Below are 15,639 nucleotides of genomic sequence, written 5' to 3' on the forward strand. Positions count from 1 at the left end.
AGCCGCTGCGTATATCCAGCATGACGAGCGGAGAGACGGCGATGGTGCAGGCGCAGGGACGGGCGACGAGGATCGCCGTGATCGGTGCCGGAATCTCCGGCCTGTCGGCGGCGTGGCTGCTGTCGCAGGCGCATGAGGTGGTGCTGTTCGAGGCCGACCGGCGCCTCGGCGGCCATGCCAACACGGTGCGCGTCGCCGGTGACATGCCCGTCGACACCGGCTTCATCGTCTACAATGCGGCGACCTATCCGAACTTCGTCGCGCTGATGGCGCATCTCGGCGTCGAGACGCGGCCGACCGAGATGTCGTTCGCGGTCTCGCTCGACGGCGGGCAGCTCGAATACAGCGGCACCAGCCTTGACGGCCTGTTCGCCCAGCGCGGCAATCTGGTGCGCCCGCGCTTCTGGGCGATGCTGCAGGACATCACGCGCTTCTATCGCAACGCCTCGCGCGACGCCGTGTCGGGGGGCGCCGAGGGCGTGTCGCTCGGCGACTATCTCGCGGCCGGCGGCTATGGCGACGCCTTCCGCGACGATCACCTGCTGCCGATGGCTGCGGCGATCTGGTCGGCGCCCTGCGCCGAAATCCTGTCCTATCCTGCGGCGGCCTTCCTGCGCTTCCACCACAATCACGGCCTGCTCAAGCTGACCGACCGGCCAGTCTGGCGTACCGTTGCCGGCGGCAGCGAGCGCTATGTCGGCAAGCTTCGCGACGCCTTCGCCGGCGAGGCGAGGGTGGGGGCCCCGGTGCGGCAGGTGCGCCGCCGTGCCAACGACGTCGAGCTGACCGGCGAGGGCTGGCGCGAGATCTTCGACCAGGTCGTCTTCGCCTGCCATGCCGACCAAACGCTGGCCATGCTGGCGGATGCCGGCACGGCGGAACGCGAATGCCTCGGCGCCTTCCGCTACAGCCGCAACCGCGCCGTGCTGCATGGCGATGCGTCGCTGATGCCGAAGCGCCGTCGCGCCTGGGCGAGCTGGAACCACCTCGGCGACCGGGCCAGGCCGGAGGCGGCCTGCGCCGTGACCTACTGGATGAACCGGCTGCAGGGCCTGCCGGAGGATCGCCCGTTCTTCGTGACGCTCAACCCGCCGGAGACGCTGCGCGCCGAGACCATTCTGCACGATGAGGTCTACGAGCATCCGCTGTTCGACGCTGCGGCGCTGGCGGCTCAGTCGCGGCTCTGGGCCTTGCAGGGCGCGCGCCGCAGCTGGTTCTGCGGGGCCTATTTCGGCTCGGGCTTCCACGAGGACGGTTTGCAGGCCGGGCTCGCGGTCGCCGAGCGCCTGGGCGGCGTCCGCCGGCCCTGGACGGTGCGCGACGAATCCGGCCGCCTGCCGGGTGCGGCCGAGCTGGAGCGGGCGGCGTGAGCCTGCATTCCGCCCTCTATGTCGGCATGGTGAGGCACCGGCGCTTCCGGCCGCGGCCGCATGCGCTGGCCTATCGCGTCTTCTGGATGCTGCTCGATCTCGACGAGATCGACAGTCTGGCCGACAGGCTCAGGCTGTTCTCGCGCAACCGCTTCAATCTCTACGCCTTCCGCGACGCCGACTATGGCGACCGCAGCGGCAAGCCCTTGCGGCCGCAGGTCGAGGCTCTCCTGAGCGCTGCCGGCATCGCGCCCGATGGCGGGCCGATCCGGCTCCTGACCATGCCGCGCATCCTCGGCTACGCCTTCAACCCGCTCAGCACCTATTTCTGCCATCGCCGCGACGGCAGCCTGCTGGCCACGGTCTACGAGGTGCACAACACCTTCGGCGAGATCCACAGCTATGTCGCCCGTGCCGAGGAGGGCGGCGGGGTGCTCCGGCAGGAGGCCGACAAGGTTTTTCACGTCTCGCCCTTCATGGGGCTGGCGATGCGCTACGCCTTCACCGTGGTGCCGCCGGGCGAGCGCGTCTCGATCGCGATCGACGGCCATGACGACGAGGGGCGGCTGATCACGGCGATGCTCGGTGGCAGGCGCACAGCACTCGGCGACGGCGCCCTGCTGCGACTGCTGGCGACGCATCCGCTGCTGACCCTGAAGGTCACCGCGGCGATCCACTGGCACGCCCTGCGCCTGATCGCCAAGCGGATCGCCTGGCGGCCGCATCCCGCGCCGCCGGAGCGCCCGTTCAGCCTCGGCACTGCCGTGATGACGCCTCACCCGAAAGGACCGATGCAGCCATGAGCCGGCCCGAAATCGACCACTCCCCTATCGCCATCTCCGAGCAGGCCCTGGCCCTGCCGCGCGGCATCGGCCTGTCGCGCTGGTTCCTGCGCCGGCTTTTGTCGCGCATCGCCATCGGCCAGCTGATCGTGATCACGCCCGAGGGCGAGCGGATAGCGAGCGCGCAGGGCGCGCCGGGGCCGCAGGCGACGATGATCCTCAAGGACTGGCGCGCCATGCGCCGCCTGCTGCTCGACGGCGATATCGGCTTGGCGGAAGCCTATCGCGATGGCGATCTCCAGACGCCCGACCTGACGGCGCTGATCGAGCTCGGCGCGCGCAACGACGCCACCCTGCGCAAGCTGACCTCCGGAACCTGGCCGGCGCGGCTGCTCAACCGCCTGCGCCATCTGCGCAACGCCAATACGCGCAGCGGCAGCCGGCGCAACATCACCGCCCATTACGACCTCGGCAACGCCTTCTACGCGCAGTGGCTCGACCGCAGCATGATGTACTCCTCGGCGCTCTACGCTCGGCCGGAGGACACGCTGGAAGCGGCGCAGCAGCGGCGGCTCGATCGTATCGTCGCCATGCTGAAGCTGTCTGGCGGCGAGCATGTGCTGGAGATCGGCTGCGGCTGGGGCGCGCTGGCCGAGCGGCTGGCGCGGGAGGGCTGCCGCGTCACGGCGATCACGCTCTCGCCGGCACAGCTGGAGGCGGCGCGCCTGCGCGTCGCTGCGGCAGGCCTGGCCGACCGGGTCGAGCTGCGGCTCCAGGACTATCGCGACCTGTCCGGCCAGTTCGACCGCATCGTCTCGATCGAGATGATCGAGGCGGTCGGCAGCGCCTATTGGCCGGCCTACTTCGCCACGCTCGACCGCTGCCTGAAGCCGCAGGGGCGGGTGGTGCTGCAGGCGATCACCATCGACGACGCGCTGTTCGAAAGCTATCGGCGCGGCACCGACTTCATCCAGCGCTACATCTTTCCCGGCGGCTGCCTGCCCTCGGTCCCTGTGCTGGCGCACGCCGCCGGTGAAGCGGGCTTCGCTGCCGTCGACCGGCTCGATTTCGGCGGCAGCTACGCCCTGACGCTGAAGGAGTGGCGGCATCGCTTCCAGGAGCGCTGGAGCGAGATCGCGCCGCTCGGCTTCGACGAGCCGTTCCGGCGGATCTGGGAGTTCTATCTCTGCTATTGCGAGGCCGGCTTCCGCGCCGGCACGATCGACGTCAACCTGATCGCCCTCGAGAGCCGGCGCCAGCCCGCTTCCTCGCCCGCGCATTCGTGATCGGCCTGCCTCTGCCCGCCGCTTCGCGCCCTCTTGGCGGGCCGGTGCCGGCTGCGCCATCATCGGCCGCGACGACATCGCTTCCCGGCATGGCGGCCTCGCTCGGGGCGGTTCGTGCTGCGGCGCGACGCTCGCCTCGAAGACCGTTCGTCACGCAGCCTTCACGACGCCGATCGACTGTCGCGCCCGGATGAACCGGCGTCGGGCGGCCGCGTTGCTGACAGCGAGGCGAACCCGCCGGCAGCAACCATCCGCCATTTCGCGATTTGGGAGACATCTGATGGCCTATGTCACCACCAAGGACGGCGTCGAGATCTTCTACAAGGACTGGGGGCCGCAGGACGGCAGGGCCCTGATGTTCCACCATGGCTGGCCGCTCAGCTCGGACGACTGGGACGCGCAGCTGCTGTTCTTCGTCGGCAAGGGCTTCCGCGTCGTCGCCCATGACCGGCGCGGCCATGGCCGCTCGGCCCAGGTGCCTGACGGCCACGACATGGATCATTACGCAGCTGATGCCGCCGCGGTGGTCGCGGCGCTCGATCTCAAGCAGGCCGTGCATATCGGCCACTCGGCCGGCGGCGGCGAGGTTGCGCGCTATGTGGCGCGCGCAGACGCCGGCCGCGTCGCCAAGGCGGTGCTGATCGGCGCGGTGCCGCCGATCATGCTCAAGACCGAGGCCTATCCGAACGGGCTGCCGATGGAGGTGTTCGACGGCTTCCGCAACGCCCTCGCGGCCGACCGTGCCAGCTTCTATCGCGAGGTTGCCTCGGGGCCGTTCTACGGCTTCAACCGCAAGGGCACGGAAGCCAAGCCGGCGCTGGTCGACAATTGGTGGCGGCAGGGCATGGCGGGCGGCGCCAAGGCGCATTACGACGGCATCAAGGCCTTTTCGGAGACCGATTTCACCGCAGACCTGAAGGCGATCGACGTGCCGACGCTGGTGATGCATGGCGACGACGACCAGATCGTGCCGATCGACAACAGCGCCAAACTCTCCGCCAAGATCCTGCGCAAGGCCGAGCTGAAGATCTATCCCGGCTTCTCGCACGGCATGGCGACGCTCAACGCCGACGTCATCAACCGCGACCTGCTCGCCTTCATCAAGGCCTGAGCGCACGTCCAACCCTGCGCCACCGCACGCCCCGGCGGGATCTCCCGCCGCGGCGCCAGCGGGGCAGGGCCGCTTAAGGCTCACGGCTCGCGGCTGCGTTGAACGGCTGGCGCTACCGGAGAGCGCGCCGGCGATGGTGGTGCCCCCCGTCCTGATCAACCTTCCCAGATGCGCCTGCGGCACGACGCGTCTTGCGCTCGCCAAGCCATCCCGGCACCGCGGCGAGCGCGCCTCTTGCAAAACGCCCCGCAGGGCGGCAAGGACATCGCCAGGACGGAAGGGTGGCCGAGTGGTTTAAGGCAGCGGTCTTGAAAACCGCCGTGGGTGCAAGCCCACCGTGGGTTCGAATCCCACCCCTTCCGCCAGCCCGCGGCCGATTGCACGCTATAGCGCGGCATTGTTGCCGATCCCCGGAAACTGAGCTGCTCGGCGACGCCCCGCGTTGCACCGATGATGCCGTTGGCACGGGTTGAGCTCGTCATTGTGACGCCTGGCCATGATGCGCAGTCGTCGATCGCCTCCTGCGCATCCCGCTGCCTTCAGGCTCTTCGTTCCTCGGCACGAGTAGTGTCGAGCGGCGTCACCAACCCAGGCGCGCCCCGCCGCTCCGGGAAACGGGTGGTTCGGCCGGGCTCGGGCCGGTAGCGCCGTGGCTTCGATCATGGAGCCTGAGAATGACATTGCTGGCAGGGAAGGTGGCGCTCATCACGGGGGCCAGTTCGGGGATAGGGCAGGCGGCCGCGACGCTGTTTGCCGCCAACGGGGCCGCTCTGGTGCTGGTCGCGCGGCGGGAGCGGCCGCTCGCGGCGACGGTCGAGGCGATCCGGCAGGACGGGGGGCGCGCCGTCGCGGTGGTCGGCGACGTCACGCAGGAGCACACGCATGAGGAGGCGGTCGCTGCTGCGGAGACGGCGTTCGGCGGCCTGCACATCGCCTTCAACAATGCAGGCCTCGTCGGCCCGATCGCGCCGCTGGCGGCGCTGGCGCCTTCGGATTGGACAGAGGTGCTCGGCGTCAACCTCACCGCCGGGTTCCTCGGCGCGCGGGCGCAGATCCCGGCCATGCTGCGCCAGGGCGGCGGCGCGCTTGTCTTCACCGGCAGTTTCGTCGGCAACAGCGTCGGCCTGCCCGGGATGGGCGCCTATGCCGCGGCCAAGGCCGGGCTGATTGGCTTGGTGCGCGGCATCGCCGCCGATTACGGCGCGCGCGGCATCCGCGCGAACGCCCTGCTGCCGGGCGGCACGGCCACCGAGATGGCGGGCGACCAGGCGCAGCGCGACTGGGCCGCCGGCCTGCACGCGATGAAGCGGATCGCCGAACCGATGGAGATCGCGCAGGCCGCCTTGTTCCTGGCCAGCGAGATGTCGAGCTTCGTCACCGGCTCGGCGCTCTGGGCAGACGGCGGCAACGCCGCCGTGAAGCTGTAGGGCGCTGCGGCGCGCAAGGCCTCATGCCATCGTGGCGCCATCGACGACGCCTGAAGGGCGAGGATGGCGCCCCGATGGCTCGCCGGGCCGCGTCAGGGCCGGCGCGAAATGCGGATGCGCTTGGCCACCAGCTTTTCCTCGACGTCCATCCACTGGGCGCCCTCATGGGGGCGGGAGTCGTCCAGCAGGGTGTCGAGGTCGAGCCCGTGGCGCAGCAGGCCGCGCCGCGCGCCGGCGGGGAGCAGCCGGGCGAGGAGCCGCAAGGGTGCGGTCGGAACCTGGAACTCCTCGACGCGGACGCCGTCGACATATTTCTCGATGACAACTGTGCTCATGGGGCTGCCTTTCCAAAGTGCGGGTGAAGGGAGGGGCGACCGAGCGCGACGGGCCGCTCGGACGGGAACACGGGTCTGTTCTGGAGCGGAAACGCTGTGGCGGCGCGGTTTCAACTGACGTCGGCGGGGGCCATCCCGAGGGTCGCGAAGCGCGCGGCGATTGCGCCGGCAGGTGCGCCTAGCGCGCGCTCGATGACGATCAGCGTGGCCTGCAGCCGCCGCACATGGTCGTCGGGCGACCAGTCGAAGCGCCCGCCGCCGAGCAGCGCGGCTTGGCCGGCGAGCAGGAATTCGATTGTCGCCTCGGCGTCCTCGACATCGAAGGCGCCCTCGCGCCGGCCCTGCTCGACGATCGCGGCGAGCACGGGGGCGACGCGGCGCACCAGCGCGACATTGGCGAGCTCGTGCAAGGCGCTGTTCTCGGGATGGTTCAGCGCCTCGACGAGATGATGCTGGCTGCGGCCGGCGCCCTGCATCGCCAGTACCGCCGCGGCGAAGCGATCGATCGCACCGGCCTCGACAGCGCCCGCCGCCTCGGCCGCCAGCGCGATCTGCTCGACCAGTGCGTTCGACAGCTTTTCAAGGAGATCATCTTTGGTCTTGAAGTAAAGATAGAACGTGCCCTTGGCGACACCCGCGCCCTGGACGATCTCGTCCACGGAGACGGCCTTGACCCCCTTGTCGCGGAAGAGCCGCGCGGCGCTGGCGATGATCTCGCTGGCCTTGTCCGGGCCGGCTGAACGGCGTGTCGACATGCGAACCTCGGTATGACTGACGGTCAGTCAGTACGATTGTCCAGGTTTTCCGTCAAGGATGTTCCTGCCCGAGCTTCTCCGGTACAAGCGGAAACGGACATCAAGCAAGTCGCCCCGCTGCGCTTGCCTTGAGCCTTGGTGCGGCCGACGGTACCGGCCGTGCTCCGCCATTTGCCTGGCTGACCGGCGTAGCCGCCGCGGCGCACTCCTCAGCGTTGCGCCTCGGCCACGAAGTCCGCCACTGCCTGCCGGTTCTGCTCGCCGATCAGCCGCGCGCCGTCGTCGACCAGGTCGGCGAGCGTCTGTGCGCGCAGCGCGTCGCGCCAGACTGCTTCGGCGGCAAGCATGCGCGTCTTGATGAAGCAGTCCGTCTTGTAGGCGCACGGATCCTGGGCCTTGCCCGGGCCGCGGCGACGGATCTCGCGGCAGGTGAAGGCCGGCTCGCGGCCGTCGATGGCTTCGACGATGTCGAGCAGGGTGATCTCCGTCGCGGCGCGCACCAGCCGATAACCGCCGCGAGGGCCGGGCAGGGCCTCGACGACGCCTGCCGCGGCCAGCGCGCGCAGATGCTTGAGCAGATAGGTTTCCGAGAGTCCGTGCAGCTCCGCCAGGCTCTTTCCCGGCAGCACCTTGCCCTCGGGCAGGCCGGCGAGCACCAGGGCGCAATGCAGTGCGGCCTCGACGCCGTCGCTCAATCGCCTCACGCGGTCTCTCCTTTTTCGTTGCCAACCGGCCCGTGGCGGTGCCGTCAAATCATGGATATAACCTATCTACGATTCCTGTCTTACCCACAGAGGAGGCCGCTCCATGCAGCCAAGAATGGATATTTCGCAGCTCGCGCCCGAGCTCTATCGGGCCGTTGCCCGGCTGGATGGCGCGGTGAAGTCATCGGGGCTCGACGGCAGGCTGCTGCACCTCGTCAAGCTACGTGCCTCGCAGATCAATGGCTGCGCCTATTGCGTCGACATCCATGTGAGGGATGCGCTGGCTGACGGGCTGGATTCCCACATGCTGCATCTCGTCGCCGTCTGGCGGGAATCGCCCTTCTTCGACGCCAGGGATCGTGCCGCGCTTGCCTGGACCGAGAGCCTCACCCTGATCGCGCAGACCGGCGCGCCGGATGCCGACTTCGAACAGGTTCGCTCGGTGTTCTCGGATGGCGAGATCGCGCAGCTGACGGTCGCGATCGGCACGATCAACATCTGGAACCGGATCGCCGTGAGTTCGCGGCGCATACACCCGCTCTGACAGGGGAGGCTGCGCGGCCGCCTGACAACGTCGCGGAAGCCGCCGGCGCGTGTGCCGCCGGCAAGTGGCATCGGGGCAGTGTGCCCCGACGCGGCCGTCTTCAGCCCGGCTGGGCGCCGGCATCCGCCACGGCGGCGCGCAGGCGGGTTCGGCCGCCCTCCAGATGGTCCTGCACCGCGGCGCGGGCGGCCTCGCCATCGCCGGCGACGAAAGCCTCGAGAATGCGTTCGTGCTCGGCGAGCACGGCCGGCGAGGGCGCCCCGGTCGAGGAGCGCGTCAGGTAGAGCCGCGACTGCAGCAGGATGATGTGCAGCCCGGCATAGATCTTCGACATGGCCGGGTTGGCGGCGCTGTCGATGATCGCCTGATGGAAGAGCGCGTCCTCGTCGGTGAAGCGGCGATATTCGCGATAGCGCGTGCCGAGGCGGCGCGTGCCGCGCATCTTCTTGAACGACTGTTCCAGCGTGCGCAGCGTCTCGGGCTGGCGCAGCGGTGCGCCGACGGCGGCGCAATGGCCCTCCCACAGGATGCGGAAATCGAGCAGCCCCTCGAGATAGTCGGGCCGCGGCGGCGGCGCGACCGAATAGCCCGAATACAATTCCAGCAGCACGAGTTGCTCGCGCTCCAGCCGGGCCAGCGCCTCGCGGACCGGAGTCGACGAGACGCTGAGCTCGCGCGCCAGCGCGTCGATGTTCAGGCGCGCGCCGGGTGGCAGCGTCTGGTCGATGATGCGTTCCTTGATGTCTTCATAGGTCTGCTCCGCGACCGTGGTTCTCTGCAGCGTTCGCGGGGGTGTGCGTCCTGTCATCATGATCCTTTCCGACATCGTGCACGATCTTACCCGATAAACGACATGTCGCGCCAGAGGCTTGACAGCCTGTCGCGCCTCTGACAGTGACAGTCAACAAGATCCGAAATCGTGCATGATGCACGAAGCATCGGGCACGGAAATTCAAGCGAGGTCCGGTCGACCTGGCGTCCGCGGCGGCCTGAAAGCTTCGCCGCGACGGCAGGGCAGGGGCCGGAATGCGCGAATGAGGCCCGGCAGACGGGCCGAGGGGAGGGTTGTGATGAAGGTGCACCTGCTCGGCGATGCCATGCGCCAGCGTGCCGTGCTGGCGCCGCTGCTGCCGGGGGTCGAGATCGTCGACCTGCCGCGCGAGGCCGCGCAATCGGCCGCCTTCGACGGTGGAATCGCCAGCGACGACGTGGTCGTCGCCCTGCGCTTCCGCCGGCCGGGCGGCGCGCCGCCCTTCGCGCTGCTGCATGTGCCCGGCGCCGGGCTCGACGGGATCGACTTCGAGTCGCTGCAGCAGGGCTGCCAGGTCTGCAACGTCTTCGAGCACGAGGTGCCGATCGCGGAATATGTGATCCACGCCATGCTCGGCTGGGAGCTGCGGCCGCGCAGCATGAGCTTTACCGCCGAGAGCTGGGGCGAGGCGCACCGTACCCGCCAGCCGCATGGCGAGCTCTCCGGCAAGACGGTCGGTATCGTCGGCTTCGGCCGCATCGGCCGTGCCATCGCCGAGCGGGCCCGCGCCTTCGGCGTCAGGATCCTGGCGCTCGACCAGGCGCCGGCGCCGTCCGCGCTGGCCGACGAGGTGATCGCCCCCGCCGATCTCCACCGGCTGCTCGCCGCGAGCGATTATGTCGTTCTCGCCGCGCCGCTCACCGATTCTACCCACGGAATGATCGATGCCGCAGCGCTCGCGGCGATGCGCCCGGACGCGGTGCTGATCAACATCTCCCGCGCCGAGATCGCCGAGGAGGAGGCGCTCTATCGGGCGCTGGCCGAGAACCGCATCGGCGGGGCGGTGCTCGACGTCTGGTACCGCTACCCGGCCGACGCCGGCGACAACCCGGCACCGTCGCGCTTCCCCTTCCTCGACCTGCCCAATGTGGTCGCCACCGCCCATTCCTCGGCCTGGAGCACCGGGCTGCCGGGGCGGCGCTACCGCGTCATCGCCGAGAACATCCGCCGGCTCGCGGCCGGCGAAGCCCTCCTCAACCAGGTCTGGCCCCAGCGGTCGGCCGTCAGCCGGAATGCAGCCAAGTGAACGAGCCGATCAGGATCACCGACGTCCAGACGCTGGTCGTCAACGCCGAGATGCGCAACTGGATCTTCGTCAAGGTCATCACCGACCAGGACGGGCTCTACGGCTGGGGCGAGGCCAGCCTGAACTGGAAGACCCGCGCGGTCACCGGCGCGGTCGAGGATCTCAAGGCGCTGCTGATCGGCAAGGATCCGCGCGACATCGAGCAGATCGTCCGCATCCTCAACAAGCACAGCTATTACCGGCTGGGCATCATCGGGGCGACTGCGATCAGCGGCATCGAGCACGCGCTCTGGGACATTTTCGGCAAGAGCCTGAACCTGCCGGTCTGGCGCCTGCTCGGCGGCAAGACCCGCGACAGCGTGCGCGTCTACACCCATCTCGGCCTGGGCGACATGAAGTCGGTCTACGAGACCTTCGACGAGGGCGCGCTGCGCGACAAGGCGCTGCAGGTCGTCGAGAAGGGCTATGACGCGCTCAAGGTCGTCTTCATCCCGTATTCGCATTATTCGGCGGGGATTCCGGCGCGCAAGCATGTCGGCCGGCTGATGCGCGTGCTGCGCGACGCGGTCGGCGACGGCGTCGACATCATGATCGACTTCCACGGCCGCCCGGCCTCGATCGCCGCCGCGCTGCAGTTCATCGAGGAGTTGGCGCCCTACAACCCGATGTTCGCCGAGGAGCCGGTCATCCCCGGCGATGCCGAGGCGATCAGGCTGGTGACGGAGCGGGCCGGCTGCCCGATCGCGACGGGCGAGCGCCTGGTCGGCTTCAAGGAGTTCGAGCCGCTCTTCGCGACCAAGGCCTGCCATATCGTCCAGCCGGACCTCAACCACACCGGCGGCATCCTCGAGGGCAAGCGCATCGCGGCCGCGGCCGAGCAGGCCTTCATGGGCGTCGCCCCGCACAATCCCAACGGCCCGATCGCCGGTGCCGCGGCGCTGCATTTCGACGTGTCGACGCCGAACTTCGTCATCCAGGAGGAAATGAGCGGCGCCGTGCCCTGGTACGACGACGTGGTCACCGTGCCGATGAAGCGCACCGGCAGCGCCTGGGAAGTTCCCTATGCGCCCGGCCTCGGGGTCGAGGTCAACGAGCGCGAGGCCGCCAAGCACCCCTTCGTGCAGGAAGTCATCCACACGCAGACCGCGCTGCTGCCCGACGGCACCGTGGTGGACTGGTGAGCGCCATGACCCAGGGTTTCGACAGTCGTCGCAGCTTCGCGACACCGGGGGGCGTCTTCAACGCGACGCCGTCGCGCATCGTCTTCGGCGCGGGATCGCTGGCGCGGGTCCGTGAGGCGGTGGAGGCGCATGGCGCGCGGCGCGCCGTGGTGGTCTCGACCCCCGGCCGACAGGGCCTGGCGCAGCGCGTCGTCTCGCTGCTCGGCGAGCGCTGCTGCGGGCTGATCCCCGAGGCGGTCTCGCAGGTGCCGATCGAACTGGCGCGGCGCGGGCGCCGGCTCGCGGCCGAGATGGAGGCCGACTGCATCGTCAGCGTCGGCGGCGGCGCCTCGATCGGCCTCGGCAAGGGCATCGGGCTCGAATACGCCAAGCCGATCGTCGCGATCCCGACCACCTATTCCGGCTCGGAGATGACCGGGTTCTGCGGGATCACGATCGACGGCGTGAAGCGGATGCACAAGAGCCTCGACATGCTCGCATCCACCGTCATCTACGATCCCGAGCTCTCGGTCGGCCTGCCTGTCGACGTCAGCATGGCGAGCGCCATGAACGCGCTCGCCCATTGCGTCGACGCGGTCTATGTCGATACGATCAGCCCGATCGTGCTGGCCGCGGCGCATGAGGGCGCAGCGGTCCTGATGGACGCCATGCCGCGCGTCGCGGCCGACCCGACCGATCTGGCGGCGCGCACCGACCTGCTCTACGGCGCCTACCTCGCCGGCGCGGCGCTGACCGGCGGCTTCGCCTTCCAGCACGGCCTGGCCCATACGCTCGGCGGCTCCTTCGGCATCGCGCACGGGCTGTCGCATGCGCTCGTGCTGCCGCATGTCGCCTCCTACAATCTTCGCCATGCGCCGGATCAGCTCGGCCGGCTCGCCGCCTCAATGGGCGTGGCCTCGATCGGGCCGGCGATCTTCGACATCCTGACGCGCGTCGGCCTGCCGACCAGCCTTGCCGAAGTCGGCTTCCGCGAGAGCGACATCGAGCGGGCCGCCCAGATCACGATCGAAACCGACAACGGGTTGAACCCCGGGCTCGTGACGCTCGCGGATGTCCGCAAGCTGCTGGAGGACGCCCTTCACGGGCGGCGGCCGGCATGATCGAGCGTCTGGTCAACCTCACCTGGATCCTGGTCGGCGCCGCCGCCGCGACATTGTCCTGGCGCATCGGCCTGACCGGTCCCTACGGACCGGATAGCGGGCTGTTCCCCTTCGTCGCCGGCCTGTTCGTCGCGGCCGGCGGGGTCGCGCTGATGCTGGCGCGCAGCCATGCGACCGCCGACCTGGAATGGCCCGATTTCGCTGGCTGGACCCGCATTCTCGGGGTGATCGGCGCGTTGGCCTTCATGGCGCTGGCCATTCCCTATCTCGGTTTCGCCATCGCCAGCCTGGTGACGATGATCATCCTGCTACGCACGGTCGAGCCGGGTAGCTGGCTCTCGACCCTGGTGCTCGCGGTCGTCTCGGTCGCGGCGACCCTCGCGCTGTTCGTGGGCCTGCTCGACCTGCAGCTGCCGCGCGGCCCTCTGGGATTTTGAACCATGGAAGCGATGTCGGGACTGTTCACCGGCTTCGGCGTCATCCTGACGCCTGAGAACCTGCTGCTCTGCCTCGCCGGAAGCTTCGTCGGCACGATGATCGGCGTGCTGCCCGGGATCGGGCCGCTGGCGGCGCTGGCGCTGCTGCTGCCGATCACCTTCTCGCTGCCGCCCATCGCCGGCGTGGTGATGCTGGCCGCGATCTTCTACGGCGCCATGTATGGCGGCTCCACCACCTCGATCCTGCTGAACCTGCCGGGCGAGGCGGCCTCGGTCGTAACCTGCCGCGACGGCTACCAGATGGCCAAGCAGGGCAGGGCGGGCGCAGCTCTCGGCATCGCCGCGATCGGCTCCTTCATCGCCGGCACGCTCAGCGTCGTCGCGTTGACCTTCTTCGCGCCGATCCTCGGCGAGTGGGCGATCCGCTTCGGGCCGCCCGAGAATGTCGCGCTGATGCTGCTCGGCCTCGTCTGCACGCTCTACATGATCACCGGCTCGGCCCTGAAGGGGCTGGTGATGATCGCGCTCGGCGTCCTGCTGGCGATGGTCGGCACCGATGTGGTCACCGGCAACGAGCGCTTCACCTTCGGCTCGATCGACCTCTCCGGCGGGCTCGACCTGCTCGCCATCGTCATCGGCCTGTTCGGCATCTCCGAGATCCTGCTCAATGTCGAGACGATCTCGAAGAGCACGCTGCTCGCCGACAAGATCCGCGGTCTGTTCCCGACGCGGGAGGACTGGAAGGCCTCGCTCGCGCCGATGCTGCGCGGCAGCGGGCTCGGCTTCCTGCTCGGGCTCGTGCCCGGCGGAGGGCCGATCACCGCATCCTTCATCTCCTATGCGGTGGAGCAGCGCGTCGCCAAGGATCCGAGCCGTTTCGGCAAGGGCGCGATCGAGGGCGTCGCCGGGCCGGAGGCGGCCAACAACGCCGCGGTGGGCGGCAGCATGATCCCGGTGCTCTCGCTCGGCATCCCCGGCACGCCGGTGACGGCGCTGCTGCTCGGCGCGCTGGTGATCCAGGGCATCCAGCCCGGTCCGCTGTTCATGCAGCAGCGCCCGGACCTGTTCTGGGGGATCGTCGCCAGCATGTATGTCGGCAACGTCTTCCTGCTGATCCTCAACCTGCCGCTGGTGGGCCTGTGGGTGCAGTTGCTGCGCGTGCCCTACCGCGTGCTGTTCCCGATCGTGCTGATGCTCTCGGTGGTCGGGACCTATTCGGCGAACAAGAACCTGTTCGACCTGTGGGTGATGCTCGCCTTCGGCGTCTCCGGCTACGTGCTGCGCAAGCTCCAATACGATCTCGCGCCCTTCCTCATCGCCTTCGTCCTCGCGCCGCTGCTCGAGCAGTCGCTGCGCCAGACGCTCGTCATGTCGCCCGACGGGATCATGATCATGACCCAGCGGCCCATCGCAGCCGTCCTCATCGCGATCTCCTTCGTGCTGGTGGCGCTGATGATCAGAAGAGGTCTCACGACCCGCAAAACCGGAGGAATCCCCCATGAAGCTCATGTGTAAGCGCCTGGCCGCGGCGGCGGGGCTCGGCTTGGCCCTGATCTCGGGCGCCGCCTGCGCGCAGGGCGCCAAGGCCGCCCTGGCCAAGGTCAAGCCGGCCGACTTCCCGACCCAGCCGATCGAGATGACAGTCGTCTATCCCGCAGGCGGCGGGGCCGATCTCACTGCCCGCCTGCTCGCCAAGACGATGGAAGACATCACGGGCAACCGTATCCTGGTCAACAACCGCACCGGCGGCGCCGGCATGGTCGGCCATGCCTGGCTTGCGACCCAGGCCCCTGCCGACGGCTATGCGATCGGCATGCTGGTCAACCTGGTCTGGGGCGACTCGATGCTGCGGGCCCAGGGCCGCTGGACCCACACCGATCTCGAGCCGGTCGGCTATCTCAACAGCGACCCGATGATGTGGTTCGTCACCAATGACGGGCCGTTCAAGGGCAAGACGCTGAAGGACATCGTCCAGGCGGCCAAGGACAAGCCGGGCACGATCCGCGTCGCGACCGTGCCGGGCTCGATGTGGGATTACAGCATCGAGCAGGTCGAGAAGCAGAACGATGCCCGCTTCCTGCGCGTGCCGTTCCAGAGCGGCGGTGCCGGCGTTGTCGGCCTGATCGGCAACAATGTCGACGTGGCGCTCGGCTTCTACGCCGAGGCCAAGCCGCATATGGAGGCCGGGAAGATTCGCGGCGTCGGCGTCGCCTCGCCCGAGCGGCTCTCGCACGCCAAGGACATGCCGACGCTGAACGAGCAGCTCGGCGGCAAGGACTATCTCTGGACGCTGCTGCGCTTCGTCGTGGTGCCGAAGAAGACCCCGGCCGACCGCAAGGCCTATATCGGCGCCATGGTGAAGGCGGCGATGCAGCAGAAGAGCCTGCGCGACGAATACGCCAAGCTCGGCGTCTATTTCGACCCGGCGCTGGAAAACGCCGCCAACATCACCGAGGCGCTGAACGCCGAAGCCGAGCGCGAGCGCGCCTTCTACGTGAAGACCGGCCGTCTCAAGCCCTGATCCGGCCCCATGGCCTCCCGGCACCGCGC

The 15,639-nt window shown here is 69.1% G+C and carries 16 protein-coding genes and 1 tRNA gene; 13 read left to right on the forward strand and 4 right to left on the reverse strand.

Going from position 1 to position 15,639, the window contains the following annotated elements:
• The first annotated feature begins 20 nt into the window (after window positions 1-20).
• From ABE438_RS04290 to ABE438_RS04315, 6 genes are all read left to right on the forward strand, one after another.
• Complete coding sequence (locus ABE438_RS04290; RefSeq protein ID WP_346501297.1) at window positions 21-1,370, forward strand: NAD(P)/FAD-dependent oxidoreductase; 1,350 nt, start codon at window positions 21-23, stop codon at window positions 1,368-1,370.
• On the forward strand, window positions 1,367-2,173 hold the full coding sequence (locus ABE438_RS04295; protein WP_346501298.1) for a DUF1365 domain-containing protein: 807 nt from the start codon (window positions 1,367-1,369) through the stop codon (window positions 2,171-2,173). Before ABE438_RS04290 ends, ABE438_RS04295 begins: the two co-directional genes overlap by 4 nt.
• A complete protein-coding gene (locus tag ABE438_RS04300) occupies window positions 2,170-3,438 on the forward strand; it encodes a cyclopropane-fatty-acyl-phospholipid synthase family protein (RefSeq protein ID WP_346501299.1) in 1,269 nt (422 codons plus the stop codon). The genes ABE438_RS04295 and ABE438_RS04300 overlap by 4 nt, the downstream gene beginning before the upstream one ends.
• 280 nt (window positions 3,439-3,718) lie before the next feature.
• On the forward strand, window positions 3,719-4,549 hold the full coding sequence (locus tag ABE438_RS04305) for an alpha/beta fold hydrolase (RefSeq protein ID WP_346501300.1): 831 nt from the start codon (window positions 3,719-3,721) through the stop codon (window positions 4,547-4,549).
• Between the two features lie 275 nt (window positions 4,550-4,824).
• Window positions 4,825-4,914 (forward strand) — tRNA-Ser (locus ABE438_RS04310).
• Window positions 4,915-5,223: 309 nt separating this feature from the next.
• A complete protein-coding gene (locus ABE438_RS04315) occupies window positions 5,224-5,976 on the forward strand; it encodes an SDR family oxidoreductase (protein WP_346501301.1) in 753 nt (250 codons plus the stop codon).
• Between the two features lie 92 nt (window positions 5,977-6,068).
• Here the strand turns inward: ABE438_RS04315 and ABE438_RS04320 are convergent, their stop codons facing one another.
• The 3 genes from ABE438_RS04320 to ABE438_RS04330 form a co-directional block, all read right to left on the reverse strand.
• Entirely contained in the window at window positions 6,069-6,311 is a 243-nt protein-coding gene (locus ABE438_RS04320) for a hypothetical protein (protein WP_346501302.1), read from the reverse strand.
• A gap of 110 nt (window positions 6,312-6,421) precedes the next feature.
• Window positions 6,422-7,066, reverse strand: coding sequence for a TetR/AcrR family transcriptional regulator (locus ABE438_RS04325; protein ID WP_346501303.1), 645 nt, complete (start codon window positions 7,064-7,066; stop codon window positions 6,422-6,424).
• Window positions 7,067-7,275: 209 nt separating this feature from the next.
• A complete protein-coding gene (locus ABE438_RS04330; protein ID WP_346501304.1) occupies window positions 7,276-7,770 on the reverse strand; it encodes an RrF2 family transcriptional regulator in 495 nt (164 codons plus the stop codon).
• Window positions 7,771-7,873: 103 nt separating this feature from the next.
• Between ABE438_RS04330 and ABE438_RS04335 the strand changes: the two genes are divergently transcribed.
• The gene (locus tag ABE438_RS04335; RefSeq protein ID WP_346501305.1) at window positions 7,874-8,314 is read left to right on the forward strand and encodes a carboxymuconolactone decarboxylase family protein; all 441 of its coding nucleotides are present in this window, start codon (window positions 7,874-7,876) and stop codon (window positions 8,312-8,314) included.
• Between the two features lie 100 nt (window positions 8,315-8,414).
• Here the strand turns inward: ABE438_RS04335 and ABE438_RS04340 are convergent, their stop codons facing one another.
• Window positions 8,415-9,125 carry a GntR family transcriptional regulator gene (locus tag ABE438_RS04340; protein ID WP_346501306.1) on the reverse strand — a complete coding sequence of 237 codons (711 nt, stop codon included), beginning with the start codon at window positions 9,123-9,125 and terminating at the stop codon, window positions 8,415-8,417.
• Between the two features lie 259 nt (window positions 9,126-9,384).
• Here ABE438_RS04340 and ABE438_RS04345 point away from each other — a divergent pair, with 259 nt between their 5' ends.
• From ABE438_RS04345 to ABE438_RS04370, 6 genes are read left to right on the forward strand one after another with little or no spacing between them, the layout of a single operon-like run.
• Window positions 9,385-10,371, forward strand: coding sequence for a 2-hydroxyacid dehydrogenase (locus ABE438_RS04345; protein WP_346501307.1), 987 nt, complete (start codon window positions 9,385-9,387; stop codon window positions 10,369-10,371).
• Complete coding sequence (locus ABE438_RS04350; RefSeq protein WP_346501308.1) at window positions 10,368-11,552, forward strand: enolase C-terminal domain-like protein; 1,185 nt, start codon at window positions 10,368-10,370, stop codon at window positions 11,550-11,552. Before ABE438_RS04345 ends, ABE438_RS04350 begins: the two co-directional genes overlap by 4 nt.
• Before the next feature lie 5 nt (window positions 11,553-11,557).
• Window positions 11,558-12,652, forward strand: a complete 1,095-nt coding sequence (locus ABE438_RS04355; RefSeq protein WP_346501309.1) for a maleylacetate reductase — start codon at window positions 11,558-11,560, stop codon at window positions 12,650-12,652.
• Entirely contained in the window at window positions 12,649-13,089 is a 441-nt protein-coding gene (locus tag ABE438_RS04360) for a tripartite tricarboxylate transporter TctB family protein (protein WP_346501310.1), read from the forward strand. Before ABE438_RS04355 ends, ABE438_RS04360 begins: the two co-directional genes overlap by 4 nt.
• A 3-nt stretch (window positions 13,090-13,092) precedes the next feature.
• The gene (locus tag ABE438_RS04365) at window positions 13,093-14,604 is read left to right on the forward strand and encodes a tripartite tricarboxylate transporter permease (RefSeq protein ID WP_346501311.1); all 1,512 of its coding nucleotides are present in this window, start codon (window positions 13,093-13,095) and stop codon (window positions 14,602-14,604) included.
• Entirely contained in the window at window positions 14,588-15,610 is a 1,023-nt protein-coding gene (locus tag ABE438_RS04370) for a tripartite tricarboxylate transporter substrate binding protein (protein WP_346501312.1), read from the forward strand. Before ABE438_RS04365 ends, ABE438_RS04370 begins: the two co-directional genes overlap by 17 nt.
• The last annotated feature ends 29 nt before the right edge of the window (window positions 15,611-15,639 follow it).

The organism is Allobosea sp. TWI1241 (assembly GCF_039673065.1).
Taxonomy (GTDB): Bacteria; Pseudomonadota; Alphaproteobacteria; order Rhizobiales; family Beijerinckiaceae; genus Allobosea.

Bases quoted from the DNA above. Each gene is read 5' to 3' on its own strand.
- ABE438_RS04290 (WP_346501297.1), top strand. From the start codon at position 21: ATGACGAGCGGAGAGACGGCGATGGTGCAGGCGCAGGGACGGGCGACG.
- ABE438_RS04300 (WP_346501299.1), top strand. From the start codon at position 2,170: ATGAGCCGGCCCGAAATCGACCACTCCCCTATCGCCATCTCCGAGCAG.
- ABE438_RS04305 (WP_346501300.1), top strand. From the start codon at position 3,719: ATGGCCTATGTCACCACCAAGGACGGCGTCGAGATCTTCTACAAGGAC.
- ABE438_RS04315 (WP_346501301.1), top strand. From the start codon at position 5,224: ATGACATTGCTGGCAGGGAAGGTGGCGCTCATCACGGGGGCCAGTTCG.
- ABE438_RS04320 (WP_346501302.1), bottom strand. From the start codon at position 6,311: ATGAGCACAGTTGTCATCGAGAAATATGTCGACGGCGTCCGCGTCGAG.
- ABE438_RS04325 (WP_346501303.1), bottom strand. From the start codon at position 7,066: ATGTCGACACGCCGTTCAGCCGGCCCGGACAAGGCCAGCGAGATCATC.
- ABE438_RS04335 (WP_346501305.1), top strand. From the start codon at position 7,874: ATGCAGCCAAGAATGGATATTTCGCAGCTCGCGCCCGAGCTCTATCGG.
- ABE438_RS04340 (WP_346501306.1), bottom strand. From the start codon at position 9,125: ATGATGACAGGACGCACACCCCCGCGAACGCTGCAGAGAACCACGGTC.
- ABE438_RS04345 (WP_346501307.1), top strand. From the start codon at position 9,385: ATGAAGGTGCACCTGCTCGGCGATGCCATGCGCCAGCGTGCCGTGCTG.
- ABE438_RS04355 (WP_346501309.1), top strand. From the start codon at position 11,558: ATGACCCAGGGTTTCGACAGTCGTCGCAGCTTCGCGACACCGGGGGGC.
- ABE438_RS04360 (WP_346501310.1), top strand. From the start codon at position 12,649: ATGATCGAGCGTCTGGTCAACCTCACCTGGATCCTGGTCGGCGCCGCC.
- ABE438_RS04365 (WP_346501311.1), top strand. From the start codon at position 13,093: ATGGAAGCGATGTCGGGACTGTTCACCGGCTTCGGCGTCATCCTGACG.
- ABE438_RS04370 (WP_346501312.1), top strand. From the start codon at position 14,588: ATGAAGCTCATGTGTAAGCGCCTGGCCGCGGCGGCGGGGCTCGGCTTG.